14 protein-coding genes and 1 pseudogene are annotated in these 15,538 nt (G+C 59.9%); 1 reads left to right on the top strand and 14 read right to left on the bottom strand.

Features of this window, described 5'->3' with window-relative positions; translation table 11 throughout:
- Positions 1 to 103, top strand: a pseudogene (locus tag ACR0NA_RS16005) (amino acid ABC transporter ATP-binding protein); the annotation flags it as partial.
- 134 nt (positions 104 to 237) lie between these two features.
- Here the strand turns inward: ACR0NA_RS16005 and ACR0NA_RS16000 are convergent.
- The 14 genes from ACR0NA_RS16000 to lpdA form a co-directional block, all read right to left on the bottom strand.
- Positions 238 to 1,008 carry a methyltransferase gene (locus ACR0NA_RS16000; protein WP_480730533.1) on the bottom strand — a complete coding sequence of 257 codons (771 nt, stop codon included), beginning with the start codon at positions 1,006 to 1,008 and terminating at the stop codon, positions 238 to 240.
- Positions 1,005 to 1,625 carry a pimeloyl-ACP methyl esterase BioG family protein gene (locus ACR0NA_RS15995; RefSeq protein WP_480730531.1) on the bottom strand — a complete coding sequence of 207 codons (621 nt, stop codon included), beginning with the start codon at positions 1,623 to 1,625 and terminating at the stop codon, positions 1,005 to 1,007. Before ACR0NA_RS15995 ends, ACR0NA_RS16000 begins: the two co-directional genes overlap by 4 nt.
- On the bottom strand, positions 1,622 to 2,908 hold the full coding sequence (gene bioA / locus ACR0NA_RS15990; RefSeq protein WP_480730528.1) for an adenosylmethionine--8-amino-7-oxononanoate transaminase: 1,287 nt from the start codon (positions 2,906 to 2,908) through the stop codon (positions 1,622 to 1,624). The genes ACR0NA_RS15995 and bioA overlap by 4 nt, the downstream gene beginning before the upstream one ends.
- Positions 2,905 to 3,525 carry a dethiobiotin synthase gene (gene bioD, locus ACR0NA_RS15985; protein WP_480730526.1) on the bottom strand — a complete coding sequence of 207 codons (621 nt, stop codon included), beginning with the start codon at positions 3,523 to 3,525 and terminating at the stop codon, positions 2,905 to 2,907. The genes bioA and bioD overlap by 4 nt, the downstream gene beginning before the upstream one ends.
- Complete coding sequence (locus tag ACR0NA_RS15980) at positions 3,522 to 4,652, bottom strand: 8-amino-7-oxononanoate synthase (RefSeq protein ID WP_480730524.1); 1,131 nt, start codon at positions 4,650 to 4,652, stop codon at positions 3,522 to 3,524. The genes bioD and ACR0NA_RS15980 overlap by 4 nt, the downstream gene beginning before the upstream one ends.
- Positions 4,649 to 5,629, bottom strand: a complete 981-nt coding sequence (gene bioB / locus ACR0NA_RS15975) for a biotin synthase BioB (protein ID WP_480730522.1) — start codon at positions 5,627 to 5,629, stop codon at positions 4,649 to 4,651. The genes ACR0NA_RS15980 and bioB overlap by 4 nt, the downstream gene beginning before the upstream one ends.
- A 133-nt stretch (positions 5,630 to 5,762) precedes the next feature.
- Entirely contained in the window at positions 5,763 to 6,743 is a 981-nt protein-coding gene (locus ACR0NA_RS15970) for a GlxA family transcriptional regulator (protein WP_480730520.1), read from the bottom strand.
- A 69-nt stretch (positions 6,744 to 6,812) separates the two neighbouring features.
- The gene (gene gcvP / locus ACR0NA_RS15965; RefSeq protein WP_480730518.1) at positions 6,813 to 9,668 is read right to left on the bottom strand and encodes an aminomethyl-transferring glycine dehydrogenase; all 2,856 of its coding nucleotides are present in this window, start codon (positions 9,666 to 9,668) and stop codon (positions 6,813 to 6,815) included.
- Between the two features lie 79 nt (positions 9,669 to 9,747).
- Complete coding sequence (gene gcvH, locus ACR0NA_RS15960) at positions 9,748 to 10,113, bottom strand: glycine cleavage system protein GcvH (protein ID WP_170655828.1); 366 nt, start codon at positions 10,111 to 10,113, stop codon at positions 9,748 to 9,750.
- An 18-nt stretch (positions 10,114 to 10,131) separates the two neighbouring features.
- Positions 10,132 to 11,229, bottom strand: coding sequence for a glycine cleavage system aminomethyltransferase GcvT (gene gcvT / locus ACR0NA_RS15955; RefSeq protein ID WP_480730516.1), 1,098 nt, complete (start codon positions 11,227 to 11,229; stop codon positions 10,132 to 10,134).
- A gap of 31 nt (positions 11,230 to 11,260) precedes the next feature.
- Positions 11,261 to 11,674, bottom strand: coding sequence for a universal stress protein (locus ACR0NA_RS15950; RefSeq protein WP_480730514.1), 414 nt, complete (start codon positions 11,672 to 11,674; stop codon positions 11,261 to 11,263).
- A 69-nt stretch (positions 11,675 to 11,743) separates the two neighbouring features.
- Positions 11,744 to 13,150 (bottom strand): alanine/glycine:cation symporter family protein, encoded by a 1,407-nt coding sequence (locus ACR0NA_RS15945; protein WP_170655834.1) that lies wholly within the window; start codon positions 13,148 to 13,150, stop codon positions 11,744 to 11,746.
- A 25-nt stretch (positions 13,151 to 13,175) separates the two neighbouring features.
- Positions 13,176 to 14,120, bottom strand: coding sequence for a lipoyl synthase (lipA, locus tag ACR0NA_RS15940; RefSeq protein ID WP_480452438.1), 945 nt, complete (start codon positions 14,118 to 14,120; stop codon positions 13,176 to 13,178).
- Between the two features lie 15 nt (positions 14,121 to 14,135).
- Positions 14,136 to 15,518 (bottom strand): dihydrolipoyl dehydrogenase, encoded by a 1,383-nt coding sequence (gene lpdA / locus ACR0NA_RS15935; protein ID WP_480730511.1) that lies wholly within the window; start codon positions 15,516 to 15,518, stop codon positions 14,136 to 14,138.
- Between the last annotated feature and the right edge of the window lie 20 nt (positions 15,519 to 15,538).

The following is a 15,538-nucleotide window of genomic DNA, read 5'->3' as shown; positions in this document are numbered from 1 at the left end:
GGATGCCGGTCAGATCGTGGAACAGAACGAACCCGAAGAGTTCTTCAACAACCCACAGTCAGAGCGCACCAAGCTGTTCCTCAGCCAGATCCTCGGGCATTAGCATTGAAGGCGACATTTGTTCATGCCGTTTGCAGAACGAGCAACGATTTGAGTTAGCTGCACTTACATCTCAAAATTGAGCTGAAGTTCAACAACACCGCCGCTATAGTCACGCGCAATTTCAGCAACAGCACATCAGGACCGCTTGCGCGCGACGATCCATACGGGATGATAGGTAAGGCTAACTCCGTTTTTTGCGCCAAACTCCGCTAAATAGTCAGCGCTGAATTTAGACAGACGCGCCCGGGTCCAGATCGCCGACGCCTTGCCATTCACACCGGTTTCACGCAGATGCCTGAGAACGTGGCGCGGTGTTTCGAACCAGAGACTGTTGCGACTTTCATCTGCTTTGACGATGTCGAAGCCACCCGGCATGGCAGACTCAAGCGCCGCCGCCAACATGCGCGCAGAGCACAACCCGGGTGCGCGCGCGGTTGAACCCAGTTGAACCAGTTCCCTATACTGATCCGGGCCAAAGCCGGAGACGGCGACCCAACCGCCGGGTGCTAATGCAAGGGCCGCCCGCCGCAACAGGGCCATGGGATCTTCCATCCATTGTATGACCGAGGCGGACGCGATCAGGTCGGGACTGAGCGGCCATTCAACTTTTCGGGCATCTCCGTGAACAAAACTGGCGGAAACTTCATCTGCTGTATGGCGCGCCTCGTCCATCAGGTCATTGACCGTCAGCTCAGAAATGGCAAATCGTTTGGACAGGGCATGCGTCAGGTGACCAGTGCCGCAGCCAATTTCGAAGGCGTTCGCGAAGGTATCGGGCGCGCCAAGGCCGGACATGCTGTGAACCAGATTCTGCGCGATACGCTGCTGCTGACCAGCGGCCGCGTGATAACTTTGAAAGCTGCGGCTGAAACTGCGTTCAACGCGATCTGCCAACATTGCGTTCATTGTAGCCAGTCCTGCCAGAGTTGCGCGCCTTCAAACGGCTGGTGTGGTTTTGGAATACGCCGAATAGCGGCGGCTTGATCCTTCCATGCTGTCATTTGCGCCTGTGCGGGAACGATACGGTCGCGCTCGGAAATCCAGATGACATCAAATGATCTGTCCTTGCATGGGCCGCGATCTGCAATCGCCCGCAGTTCTGTCTGTGCCGCAGGAACATCTATGACCGGAACAGGTCCGCGCATCCCGGCGCGGCGGCAGAATTTGGCGAAGCTTTCGACTGTCAGGCCATCGGTGGTTGCCGCGACGGTTTCAGGCGGAATGCCACGGGTTTCATCGGCCGGGTACAGTGTTCCATTCACTGCAACCTTGCGCGCGGGAGTCACTCCGGCCCAATCCATCCAGTGGGCTGCCGATGCGACACCAAACGAATAGGCCAGCAAACCAACGCGATCATAGTCATCGGTTTCCGGGATTTCCTGCTCAATCCGGGTGTAGTCATCCACGAACAGAACGTCATCCGGCCCAACAAGCCCGGCGAAAGGAGCGGCACCAAGACCCCAGCCGCCGAACACCAGCGTCAGATCCTTCGTTCCCCTCCGTGCGAGCCACTGTGTTCTCATGCGTGCTGCCTTGCCAGCGACACCATCGCCGAAGTGACCCGGCTGAGTTCGTCGGGTGAGATGACATAAGGCGGCATGCAATAGATATTTCGTCCGAAGGGGCGCAGCCAGACGCCGGTTTCCGGGGCCAACCGATGGGCAACCTTGGGATCAACTGTGGTTTCCATCTCGATCACGCCGATCGCGCCCAGAACACGCACATCTGCCACGCCTGCGACATCTTGGGCCGGGGCCAGTTCCGCACGCATCTGATCGGCAATACGGGCCACGCGATTCCGCCACCCTCCGTCCTCCAGCAGGCTGAGACTGGCGATACCGGCAGCGCAGGCCAGAGGATTAGCCATATAGGTGGGGCCGTGCATGAACACCCCGGCCTCGCTTTGACCAATGCCCACGGCAACGTCATTGGTTGCAACGGTCGCCGCAAAAGAAATGTGACCGCCTGTCAGAGCTTTGCCCAGACACACGATATCGGGCACCACACCTGCGAGCGTCATAGCAAATAGTTCGCCCGTGCGGCCGAAACCGGTCGCGATTTCGTCAAAGATCAACAAGACGTCATATGCTTCGCACAGTGCTTTTGCACCGCGCAGCCATTCGGGGTGGTAAAAGTACATCCCCCCGGCCCCTTGCACGACCGGCTCAACAATCAGTCCCGCAATCTGCGCGCCTTTATCTTTCAGCAACTTCTCCAGCGCGGCCAGCCCGTTTACCACCGGATCTTGCGGCCAGTCGGAACCCAGTCTGGTTACGGGACGGGGCAGGAAATGTTGGATCGACAAAGCGCCGCGGAACAGGCCATGCATTCCGTTGACGGGATCGCAGACGCTCATCGCTTTCCACGTGTCGCCATGATATCCGCCCATGATGGTGGCAAACTCGACCTTGTCATCGTTGCCTTTGGCCTTTTGGTACTGAACCGCCATTTTCAGCGCGACCTCGACCGAGACAGAGCCGCTGTCGCAATAGAAAATCCTGTCCAGCCCGTCCGGCAACAGGTTGACCATCTTGCGGCCAAGCTCGATCGCTGGGGAATGGGTCAGGCCGCCGAACATCACATGCGGCATCTGACCAATCTGCTGTTGCATGGCCGAGACGATTGCCGGGTGGCCGTGCCCATGAATTGCGCACCACCATGAGGACATGGCGTCGATCATACGCGTTCCGTCTTCACGGATCAGCCATACGCCGTCGGTTTCCGAAATCAAATGCATCGGTCCGGGTTCAGCGACGTTTGTGTAAGGGTGCCAGAGGTGGCGGGCATCAAACTCCAACGGTGTCATAATGCCCCCCGGATAGCTGCAACATCGATGGCCCCGAACGCGCCAGACAGAGTGGCCGGCGTAAGGTCGGATATATGGCCGAGCCTGCCAAGATGTCTGACTTCGCACATCTCTGCGATGGTCTGCTCAACTTCCGGCTCCGGGTCCCCGACAAAGGCAACGCCGACGACCGGGCAACCGGTCGCGCGCAAAGCCTTCAAAGACAACGCCGTATGATTGATCGTCCCCAGCGCCGTGCGTGCAACAAGAATGACCGGCGCGCCCCACTGGGCAAAGAGATCAAGGTAAAACACCTGACGGTTCAACGGCACCATCAGCCCGCCTGCCCCTTCGACAACCAACGGGCCATCGACCTGCGGCAGGTCCAGTCGCGAGGTGTCGATTTCGGTCTGCTCGGCCTCGGCAGATAGATGCGGCGAGGCCGGAAGCTTGAGCCGGTAGGCCTCGGGCAAGGTCCGGCAACCTGACAGCGCCCCGACGGTTTCAGTATCCGTCGCATCCTCGAGGCCCGATTGAACCGGCTTCCAATAGGTCGCGCCAAGGGCTCGGGTCAATCCGGCGGCAAACACCGTCTTGCCCACGCCCGTATCGGTTCCGGTCACTACAAGAGTATTCATGCGGCCTCTGCTTGCTGATGTGCTATGGCCTGGAACAGGGCCGAGATATCTGCTTCGCTCACGTTGCCGGTGATGGAGATCCGCAACCGGGACGTGCCCTTCGGTACGGTCGGCGGCCGAATGCCCCGAACATCAAAACCCAGCGCCAGAAGTTCGCTTGCCCATTCCATTGCCCGTACATCTGCGCCGACGAGGACCGGAATGATCTGGCTGTAGAGAGTCCTCAGACCGCAAAGCCTGCTGGCCTCGGCATGGGCAAAGTCGCGCCGGTTCTGGGCGTCCCGAACCAGATAGGGCTTATCCTGCAAGGCATGAAGGCTGGCACGCACCACAGCCGCGTTCAGCGGTGAGGGTGCGGTGGCGAAAAAGAACGGCCGTGCGCGGTTGATCAGCATATCGATCATCACCTTCGCTCCACAGATCAGGCCACCCGAAGCCCCAAGCGCCTTGCCGCAGGTATGCAGGGTCAACACTTCGGCATCCAGCCCGTGCGCCAGCCCCTTGCCCATAGGGCCAAAAACGCCGGTGGCGTGCGCTTCGTCAACGACCAGCACCGCGCCCTCTTCCCGACAGAAAGTTGCTAGCTCACCAAGCGGGGCAAGATCGCCTTCCATGGAATAGACGCTTTCGACCGCAACCCACAGTTGCCCGGTTCCACCATCAGCCCGCCACTTTGCCAGAACCTGCCGCGCGGCCGAGACGTCATTGTGAGGGAAAGACTTGGATTCAGCGCGGCCCAGCCGCATTCCCTCATGGGCGCTGGCATGAACCAGAGCATCATGAAGGATCAGGTCGCCCGCAGCGGGCAAAGTAGAAAAGATCGCCTGATTGGCCTGAAATCCGCCGCCCATGAAAAGCGCGGCTTCGGCATCAAAAAATTCAGCGGCCTCAGCCTCAAGCGCGGTGTGTTCCGGATGGTTGCCGCGCAACAGGCGCGACCCGCCCGCGCCAAGCGGTACGTCCCGCGCCAGAGCATCCGATGCCGCCTGCCGCAGCAGCGGCGAACCGGCCAGACCGAGATAGTCGTTGGACGCAAAGTCCAGCCCCCGCTGCGGCATCAGGTGCCGCAACCGGTGCCGCGCCGCCATCGCCTGCAGCGCGCCATCCAGCCGGTCCGTTGTCTTCATTCGGCAGCGTCCATTTGATTGTGGGCCTCGGGCTCCATCGGCTGAATGCCCAGTTTGGAGAACAGAAGCATATCGGTATCTTCCTCGGGATTTTCCGCCGTCAGCAGCGTTTCCCCCACGAAGATCGAGTTGGCCCCGGCGAAAAAGCACATCGCCTGCATCTCATCGCTCATGTCGGAGCGACCGGCAGACAGGCGCACATGCGATTGGGGCATCATGATCCGCGCGACGGCTATGATGCGCACAAAATCGATGGGATCGACCGGCTCTGCATCGGCAAGTGGCGTGTCCGCTTGCGGCATCAGCATGTTGATCGGAACCGAATCCGGGGGGGCGGGCAGATTGGCCAGTGTCACCAGCATATCCAGACGGTCGCTTTCCTCTTCGCCCATTCCCAGAATGCCGCCCGAACACACCTTGATACCGGCGTCCTTGACGCGGTTCAGAGTATCGATGCGGTCGGCAAATGTGCGGGTCGTGATAACCTCGGGGTAGTAACGCTCGGACGTGTCGATGTTGTGGTTGTAGTAATCCAGCCCGGCATCGCGCAGTTGCACGACCTGCGTATCGTCCAGCATGCCAAGGGTCATACAGGTTTCCATGCCCATATCCTTGACGCCCTCGACCATGGCGACCAGCGCATCCATATCGCGATCCTTGGGCTCGCGCCAGGCGGCACCCATGCAGAACCGGGTTGCGCCCGCTTCGCGCGCTTTTTTTGCCTGCGACAGAACTCGCTCGACCTCGATAAGCTTCGAGGCGGACAGCTTTGAGCCGTTTCGCGCCGATTGCGAACAATAGGCGCAGTCCTCGGCACAGCCGCCGGTTTTGATCGACAGCAAGCGCGACATCTGAACCTGGTTGGGATCGAAATTCGCACGATGAACTGTCTGGGCTTGATAAAGAAGTTCCATGAAGGGCAGATCGTAAAGACGCTGAGCCTCGTCACGGGTCCATGGAGTCTGGGCCTGGGTCATTTTATCGATAATTTTCCACATAGATTCCGGTTGTGGATTTTTTATCGATTATATTCACCGGCACAACACGAATTGTTGCCGCAGGCAGGATTCCGGACAATTCCACGCGATCGCGTCAGCGCCCGCGTGATGATCAGGCGGCGCCTGCAAAGGCACGCTGACGTACCGTCTTTGGGCTTTCCCCAACTTCCTGCCGGAACCAGCGCGCGAGATTTGAACAGGTGCCAAACCCTGTCGCGACAACAATTTCCGACAACGGCAAACTGGTGTGTTTCAAAAGCTGATGCGCCCGTTCGATGCGCAAGGCACGATAGGCTGTCAGGGGGCTGTTTCCGGTGCGCTCCAGAAACCGGCGCTGCAGCTTGCGGGTCGAAACACCCAGCTCACGCGCCAGATCGTCAATGCGCAGAGGCTCTTCAAGATGCTCCTGCATCAGCTCCAGACTTGCATTGATAAGCTGGTCGCCACGGGCCTGTTGAAGCAGACCAAGCGAAACCCTGCTGTGTGGCCGCTGTGCGTGGGCTTCGGAAAAGCCGATATATGCGCTCAGGGAATCCGCGATAAAGGCGCCATGATCGCTTGCGACGATATCCAGCGAAAGCCTGAGCGCCGCCACCGGGCTGATCGCGCTGAACAGCTTGCCGTCGGAACACAGATGGCCCCCTGCCTCGGCCTCGGACAGGTGCTCTTCGCTGGCTGCAGCAACAAAGTTCGGATGAACCGCGCATGCGTGGCGGCTCTGCTGGCCGGTTTCGCTTAGAATGAACACCGCCCCTCCTACCAGCACGATCCGGCGCGCCAGTCGCAGAATCTGATGTACGCGCGCACGTTCTTCGGATCGCAGCGTCCAGCGGCTGTGGATATCGCCGAGAAAGACAACCGTTCGCCTCGACCAATAGCGCGGATCCTCGACGGGCTGGCCGCTCAGGTCGCGCAAGGCAACTTGGTACTGCCTTTCAGGTAACAGATCATTGGCGGCGCGAAAAACGTCTTCGATCATCTTCGCCGTTGCGGCGGGCGCGCCCTCGGGCAGGATGATGTCGATATTGTGCTTTCGCGTGTCAGGCGACGGGATCGTCGCATCGGCGGGTAATACGGATGCGCAATAGGTCATGTCTGCCTCCTGTTGCGAGTGTTCGGATCGCCCCGCCGGTGTATCCGGCGGGGCGGGCGCTGCCCGAGATCAGGCGGCGTCTTCTTCGTAGTCCGACATTGGCGGACATGTGCAGATCAGGTTGCGGTCACCATAGGCGTTATCGACGCGGTTGACCGGGGACCAGTACTTGTCCACACCCAGGTTACCCGCAGGGAAGCAAGCCTGTTCGCGGGTATAGGGACGGTCCCATTCGCCCACCAGATCGCGCACCGTGTGGGGTGCGTTCTTCAGCGGGTTGTTTTCGGCGTCGATCTTACCGTCGATGATCTCCTGCGCCTCGGCCCGGATCGAGAGCATAGCGTCGCAGAAACGGTCCAGCTCATCCTTGGGCTCGGACTCGGTGGGTTCCACCATCAGCGTACCGGCAACCGGCCAGGACATGGTCGGTGCGTGGAAGCCACTGTCGACCAGACGCTTGGCGATATCATCCACGGTGACGTGACCCTGTTCATCCAGCGGACGGGTGTCCAGGATGCACTCATGCGCCACACGGCCCGTCGCGGACGTGTAGAGGATCGGATAGGCATCCTTGAGCCGCGCCGCGATGTAGTTGGCGTTCAGGATTGCCACCTTGGTCGCCTGCGTCAGACCTGCCCCACCCATCAGCAGAACATAGGCCCAGCTGACCGGCAGAATGGACGGAGACCCGAAGGGCGCGGCCGAAACCGGACCCACGGCTGTGCCGTATTCCGGGTGGCCGGGCAGGTGCTCTTCCAGGTGCGCCTTGACACCGATCGGACCCATGCCGGGGCCGCCGCCGCCATGCGGGATGCAGAAAGTCTTGTGCAGGTTCAGGTGGCTGACGTCACCGCCGATCTTGCCCGGCTGGGCCAGACCGACCATGGCGTTCATGTTCGCCCCGTCGATATAAACCTGACCGCCGTGATCGTGGGTGATCTGGCAGACCTCCTGCACCGTCTCCTCGAACACGCCGTGGGTGGACGGATAGGTGATCATGCAGGCCGCAAGGTTATCCGAGTGCTTTTCGGCCTTCTCGCGGAAATCGGCGATGTCGATGTTGCCTTTTTCATCCGCCTTCACCGGCACAACCTGATAGCCCACCATCTGCGCGGACGCCGGATTGGTACCATGCGCCGAGGTCGGGATCAGGCAGACATTGCGGTGCGCCTCGCCACGCGAAGCGTGGTAGCTTCGGATGGTCAGCAGACCCGCATATTCACCCTGCGCACCCGAATTGGGCTGCTGGCTGATCGCGTCATAGCCGGTGATCTGGCACAGCTTGTCGTTCAGATCGGCGATCATCTCGTGATAGCCCTGCGCCTGATCTTCGGGGCAGAACGGGTGCAGGTTGCCGAACTCGGGCCAGGTGACCGGGATCATCTCGATCGTCGCATTCAGCTTCATGGTGCAGGAACCCAGCGGGATCATCGCCCGGTCCAGTGCCAGGTCGCGGTCGGCGAGGCGGCGCATATAGCGGGTGATCTCGGCCTCGGCCCGGTTCTTGTGGAAGATCTCGTGGGTCAGATAGGCGCTTTCACGAAGCGCGTGTTCCGGCAGACGGTAGACCTTGTTCGAGCTATCATCCTTGCGGTCAATGCCGAAGGCACCCCAGACGGCCTCGATGGTCTCGGGGCGGGTCTGTTCGTCCAGGCTGATGCCGACCTTGGTCTCACCAACCTTGCGCAGGTTGACGCCACGGGCCACAGCGGCCTCCATCACCACGGTCTGCAGATGGCCGACCTCAACGGTAATGGTGTCGAAGAACACCTCTGGTTCCACGGCAAAGCCTGCCTCTTCCAGGCCAGCCGCCATGCGCGATGTTTTGCGGTGCACCGATTGCGCGATGGCCTTGATGCCATCGGGGCCATGATAGACCGCATACATCGATGCAATCACCGCCAGCAGCGCCTGTGCGGTACAAACGTTCGAGTTGGCCTTTTCGCGACGGATGTGCTGTTCGCGGGTCTGCAGCGCCAGACGATAGGCCTTGTTGCCACGCGCATCGATGGACACACCAATGATGCGGCCGGGCATGGCGCGTTTCAGCTTGTCGGTCGTCGCCATGTAGGCGGCGTGGGGGCCACCATAGCCCATGGGAACGCCAAAGCGCTGGGTCGAGCCGATGGCGATATCGGCACCCATCTCGCCGGGCGATTTCAGCAGGGCCAGCGACAGAATGTCAGCCGCGACAATGGCGATCGCCTTGTGTTCATGCAGAGCGGCGATTTCATTGGTGAAGTCGCGCACATGGCCATAGGTACCGGGATACTGGAAGATCGCGCCGAAAACCGCACCTGCGTCCAGATCCGCCGGATCGGCAACCTGCACGTCGATGCCCAAAGGCTCGGCACGGGTCTTTATCACTGCGATGGTCTGCGGGTGGCAGTTCTTGTCAACGAAGAAGGCAGCATTGTTTGCCTTGGACCGTCCGCCGCGCTTGGCCATGGTCATGGCTTCGGCAGCCGCAGTGGCTTCGTCCAGCAGCGATGCGTTGGCCACATCCAGTCCCGTCAGATCGCTGACCATGGTCTGATAGTTCAGAAGTGCCTCAAGACGGCCTTGCGAAATCTCGGGCTGATAGGGCGTATAGGCGGTGTACCATGCCGGGTTTTCAAGGATGTTGCGCAGGATCGGCGCCGGGGTAGTGGTGCCGTAATATCCCTGCCCGATCAGCGAGGTCAGAACCTTGTTCTTGCTGGCCACTTCTTTCATGTGAAAGAGAGCATCCCGCTCGGTCATTGCCGGACCCCAGTCCAGCGCCTCCGCCTGACGGATGGCGGGGGGGACGGTGGCGTCGATCAGATCATCCAGCGTTTTGAAGCCGATCACCTTGAGCATATCGGCCATCTCTTTTGGGGACGGTCCGATATGACGGCGATTGGCGAAGTCATAGGCTTCGTAATCGGTCAGTTTGAAGGCCATTTCAGCGCTCCTTTGGAAAACTCAGGCCCGGCGGAGACTGCGGAAGCCTCCGGCGGGGTATTTTGGGCAAGAGGAAGGATCAGCCGATCAGGGCCTTGTAGCCGTCCAGATCCATCAGATCCTCAAGCTGGGAGGCGTCCGACAGTTTGATCTTGTAGATCCAGGCGTCGCCTTCGGGGCTTTCGTTCAGCGCACCGGGATTATCGGCAAGCACCTCGTTTGCCTCGATCACTTCACCGTCGACAGGAGCATAAATTTCAGACGCGGCTTTGACCGACTCAATCACGCCGATCTCGTCACCTTTTTCGAAATCGTCGCCAGACTCTTTCTGCTCGACAAAGACGATTTCGCCCAACTGGTCTGCGGCGTGCTGGGTGATACCGATGGTTGCGACGTCACCTTCGACGGTGACCCATTCGTGCTCTTCCGAATAGTAGGTTGCCATGTTTTATCTCTCCTGACTTCAGCGCTTGTAGTTCTGAGTAACAAAGGGCAGGGCGACGATTTCCGCCGGTTGTGCCTTGCCGCGAATGATGAGGTTCACTTTTTCACCTGGCTCGCCATGGCCGGCCGAGACATAGCCCATGGCGACCGGGCCGCCGACGGTGGGACCAAAGCTGCCCGAGGTGATCTGACCGATGGTATTGCCTTCGGCGCATTGCACCTCGACGCCCTGGCGGGCGGGAGCGCGGCCTTCTGGCTTGATGCCGACCAGTTTGCGCGCGGCGCCTTCGGCCAGTTCCTTCTGCACGCGTGCGGCGCCCGGGAACCCGCCTTCTTCCTTGCGGCGTTTCTGCATGGCCCAGGACAGGGACGCCTCGACCGGCGACGTGGACTGGTCAATGTCATTGCCGTAAAGGCACAGACCAGCTTCGAGCCGCAGGCTGTCGCGTGCGCCAAGGCCCGCCGGTTCGCAATCGTCATGCGCCAAAAAGGCTTTCGAGACTTCGACGGCCTTGTCCTCGGGGATCGAGATTTCGTACCCGTCCTCGCCGGTATATCCCAGACGCGAGATGCGGCATTCGACGCCGTTGATGTCTGCAACGGTGGTTTCCATGAACTTCAGGTCACGGGCGGCGGGGCAGAGATCACCCACCACGTCCTCGGCTTTTGGACCCTGCACCGCGACCAGCGCACGGTCGAAGATTTCGGTCACTTCGACGCCGTCCAGATTGGCCTTCATATGCGGGATGTCCTGATGGCGCAGGGCGGCGTTCACCACGACAAAGAAATGATCACCCGCGTTCGACACGATCAGGTCGTCCATGATCCCGCCTTCTTCGTTGGTGAAGAAACCGTAACGCGCCTTGCCTTCTTTCAGGGTCGCATAGGCCTGCGGGCAGATCGCTTCGAGCTTTTCGCCAACGTTTTCGCCGCGCAGGATCACCTGACCCATATGCGACACGTCGAACAGGGCAGCCTTTTCCCGGCATTGCTTGTGCTCGCCCATGATGCCCATGGGATACTGCACCGGCATTTCCCATCCGGCAAAATCGACCATCTTGCCGCCAAGTTCCACATGCAGGTCGTAAAGGGGGGTGCGTTTGGGCGCATCAGTCATGGCATGAGCCTTTCCATATTTCGTGTTCAGGTCAGTCGCGGACAACCATGACCGTGCAATGTGCATTGCGCACGACACGGGCAAGGTTAGGACCAATTTCGTAATTGGGGAAGTCGCCTTTGGCCGATGCCATCACAATCAGGTCAAAACCGTCCTTGTGAGCGAGTTTCAAAATTTCGCGGTAAACACTGCCCTCTTCGATATGCACTGGCACATCGACGGCGTTGCCATTGTCCAGAATGGCCTGAACGGCATTGCGCACGTGCTCCTTTGCACCGGCACCGTAGTTGGCGGGAAGGTTGGGCAGCTGGATGATCTCGGGAATGACGGAAACCGCGTGCAGTTCCGCACCGTAGAATTTCGCCTGTTCCAGTGCAACCGGCAGTGCCTTTTTCCACGAGCGGTCATCAGTGTGGTCAATTGGCAGCAGGATTTTCGTGGCCATCAATCGTCTCCTCGAGATTTGAGATTCTATTTCAGGAGGCGGGGGGCCAACACGGCCCCCCGTCGATGATTATTCGGCTGCGGTGCCGCCGGGTTCTTCCGACTTGCCACCGCTGGCGAAAAACTCTTTCGTCAGCTTGAAGACAACCGGGCTGAGCAACAGCAGGGCGATCAGGTTCGGCAGAGCCATCATCGCATTAAGCGTATCCGCCAGCAGCCAGATGAAGCCCAGATCAGCCGTTGCGCCGAAGTAGATCATGACGATCCACAGCACACGGTAGGGAACCAGGGATTTCACACCCAGCAGGAACTCGACGCATTTCTCGCCATAGAACGACCAGCCCAGAATGGTGGTGAAGGCAAAGATCGACAGTGCGATTGCGATCAGGTAGCCGCCAACGCCCGGCAGAGTGGTTTCAAAGGCCAACGAGGTCAGCGCTGCACCGGAAACACCCAGTTCAGGATCCTGGTTGAACAGTTCGACCGATGCGTCCAGCGCACCCGACGAGATGATCGCCAGACCGGTGATCGAGCAGACGATGATGGTGTCGATGAACGTACCCAGCATCGCGATGAGGCCCTGGTTGACCGGACCTTTGGTTTCAGCTGCGGCGTGGGCGATCGGAGCCGAACCCAGACCGGCTTCGTTCGAGAACACACCACGTGCCACACCAAAGCGGATCGCCAGCCATACCGCCGCACCTGCAGCACCGCCTTTTGCGGCCCAAGGTGTAAAGGCAAAGGCAAAGACGTCTGCGATAGCTGCTCCGACCGAACCGATGTTCAGCAGCAGAACCAGCAGACCGGCGATGATGTAGGCAACCGCCATGAACGGAACCAGCTTACCGGCAACAGCACCGATGCGGGTAATGCCACCCAGAATCACGGCTGCGGTCAGAACCATCAGAACCACGCCTGTGACCGAGGTGTTCAGGCCGAAGTTCGATTCCAGAACCTGTGCCACACCGTTGGCCTGAACGCCGTTGCCGATGCCAAATGCAGCAATACCGCCGAACAGGGCGAAGGCCCAGCCCAGCCAGTGCCAGTTCGACGACAGGCCGTTTTTGATGTAGTACATCGGGCCGCCGACATAGTTGCCCAGTTCGTCCTGCTCGCGATACTTCACGGCACAGACGGCTTCGGCATATTTGGTGGCCATGCCCACCAGGGCGGTCATCCACATCCAGAACAAGGCGCCCGGACCGCCCAGGAAGACAGCAGTGGCCACACCGGCGATGTTACCCGTACCGATGGTCGCCGACAGCGAGGTCATCAGCGCGTTGAACGGGCTGATCTGACCGTCGCCCTGACCTTCGCGGCCCTGGAACAACAGCCTGAAGCCGGTGCCGACACGCAGGATCGGCATGAATTTCAGGCCGACCTGCAGGAAGAAGCCGGCGCCAAGGATGAGCACCAGCATTGGCACCCCCCAGACGACGCCATTTATGGCCCCTACGATTGAATTTAACGCTTCCATGGTTTCCCTCCCATATGCGTCAGGTTTATGCCCCGTTGGCGACGACCCGCTGGCGGGCCTGCTTGAGGGCGGCAAAATCTTCGTCCGCGTGGAACGATGACCGGGTCAGCGGTGTCGCCGACACGTGTAGAAAGCCCTTGGACCGGGCGATCTGTTCCAGTTGCTCAAACTCTTCGGGCGACCAAAAGCGGTCGATCGGATGGTGTTTCGGTGTGGGCTGCAAATATTGGCCCACGGTCAGGAAATCGACATTGGCCGCACGCAGGTCGTCCATGACCTGTCGTACATCATTCAAACTTTCCCCTAACCCTACCATAAGTCCGGATTTTGTGAAAATTCCGGGGTTTGCGCGCTTTGCATCGTCCAGCAAACGCAGCGATGTGTAATAGCGCGCGCCGGGCCGGACAGTCGGATATAGGTGTGGAACCGTTTCCAGATTGTGGTTGAAAACATCCGGTGCGGCCTCGAAAACAGCACTCGACGCAGCACCCTTGCCCAGAAAGTCCGGCGTCAGCACCTCGACCGTGGTTTCAGGGTTCTGATGGCGCACAGCGCGGATTGTCTGCGCGATATGCTCAGCCCCGCCATCAGCCAGATCATCCCGGTCAACGGACGTGATGACCACGTGGCGCAGCCCAAGTTTTTTCACTGCAGCGGCAACCCGGCCTGGCTCGAACACATCCAGCGCGTCTGGCCGCCCGGTGGACACATTGCAGAAGGAGCAGCCACGGGTACAGACTTCACCCATGATCATCATGGTTGCGTGCCGTTTGGACCAGCATTCACCAATGTTCGGGCAAGCCGCCTCTTCGCATACGGTCGCCAGATCATGATCGCGCATCAAGCGGCGGGTTTCGTAATACTCGCTGCTTTCGATTTTTTTCTTGCGAATCCACTTTGGCTTGCGCGGGATCACGCTGTCGGCCTTTTTGGCCTTTTCCGGATGGCGCGGGCGGAGCTGGATGGTCATCTGGCAGGCCTCAGTTCATGCGTGAATTGCTCGGCCCATGGCGTCAAGGCAGGCCTCTTTGACCGCCTCACCCATCGCCGGATGCGCGTGGCAAGTGGCCGCAACCTCGGACACGGTCGCGCCTTTGGTCATCGCCAGAACCAGTTCGGCTATCAGGTCACCACCATGCGCGCCGCAGATATGTGCGCCCAGAATTTTCCCGTTGGCATCGGCCAGCACCTTGACCGCACCGTCGGTTTCACCTGTCGAGCGGGCGCGCGAATTGGCCATGAAAGCAAACTTGCCAACTGTATATTCGATGCCTGCCTCTTTAAGCGCCTCTTCGGTCTGACCGACGGACGCCACTTCGGGATCGGTGTAAACTACGCCGGGAACCGTGTTGTAATCGACGTGCCCCGCCTGCCCTGCCAGCATTTCCACACAGGCAACGCCGTCTTCTTCGGCCTTGTGGGCCAACATCGGGCCGGGAATGCAGTCGCCAATGGCATAGATGCCGGGAACCGAAGTCTGGAACGCGCCGTCCACCTCGATGACCCCGCGTGCGTTTACGGCGACACCCAGTTCTTCCAGCCCCAGACCGCGAGTCACAGGACGACGGCCAACGGCGATCAGAACCTTATCGGCTTCGATCACTTCTTCCTTGTCCTTACCAACACGATCCACGGTCAACGTCAGAACTTCGCCGGCTTTGTCTACCGCCTTCAGTGCGCGGCCAAGTTGGAATTTCAATCCGCGTTTGGACAGCGCTCGCTGCGCCAGTTTGGCAATCTCGCCGTCAATACCCGGCAGGATGCGGTCAAGGTATTCAACCACGGTCACCTTGGCGCCGAGACGCGCCCAGACCTGCCCCAGTTCCAGTCCGATCACCCCTGCGCCGATAACAACCAGATGCTCAGGCACGGTATCCAGAGCCAGCGCGCCAGTCGAACTGAGCACGTCCACCTCGTCAATCTCGATGCCCGGCAATGGGGTCGGCTCGGAACCGGTTGCGATCAGGATGTTCTTTGCCTCGTGGATATCGTCGCCCACCTTAACCTGACCAGCAGCGGGAATGCTGGCCCATCCTTCGATCAGTTCAACACCGTTCTTCTTGAAAAGGAAGCCGATCCCCTTGGTCAGATCGCCCACGATCTTGTCCTTGCGCCCCATCATTGCGCCCAGATCGATGCTGGCCCCCTCGACCGCAATGCCATGAGAGGAGAGATGGGAGAGTTCGGCATACTTGGCCGAGGAGGTCAGCAAGGCTTTGGAAGGAATGCAACCGACATTCAGGCAAGTGCCACCCAGAGCGCCGCGGCCTTCGACACAGGCCACCTTCATCCCAAGCTGCGCCGCACGGATAGCCGCTACATAGCCACCAGGTCCGCCGCCGATCACGATCAGGTCATATGCGCTCATCAATGTCCCTCCCAGTTCGT

The organism is Ruegeria sp. C11, assembly GCF_056537725.1.
The sequence above is the reverse complement of the archived record's forward strand: the minus strand, read 5'-3'. Positions and strand labels throughout refer to the sequence as shown.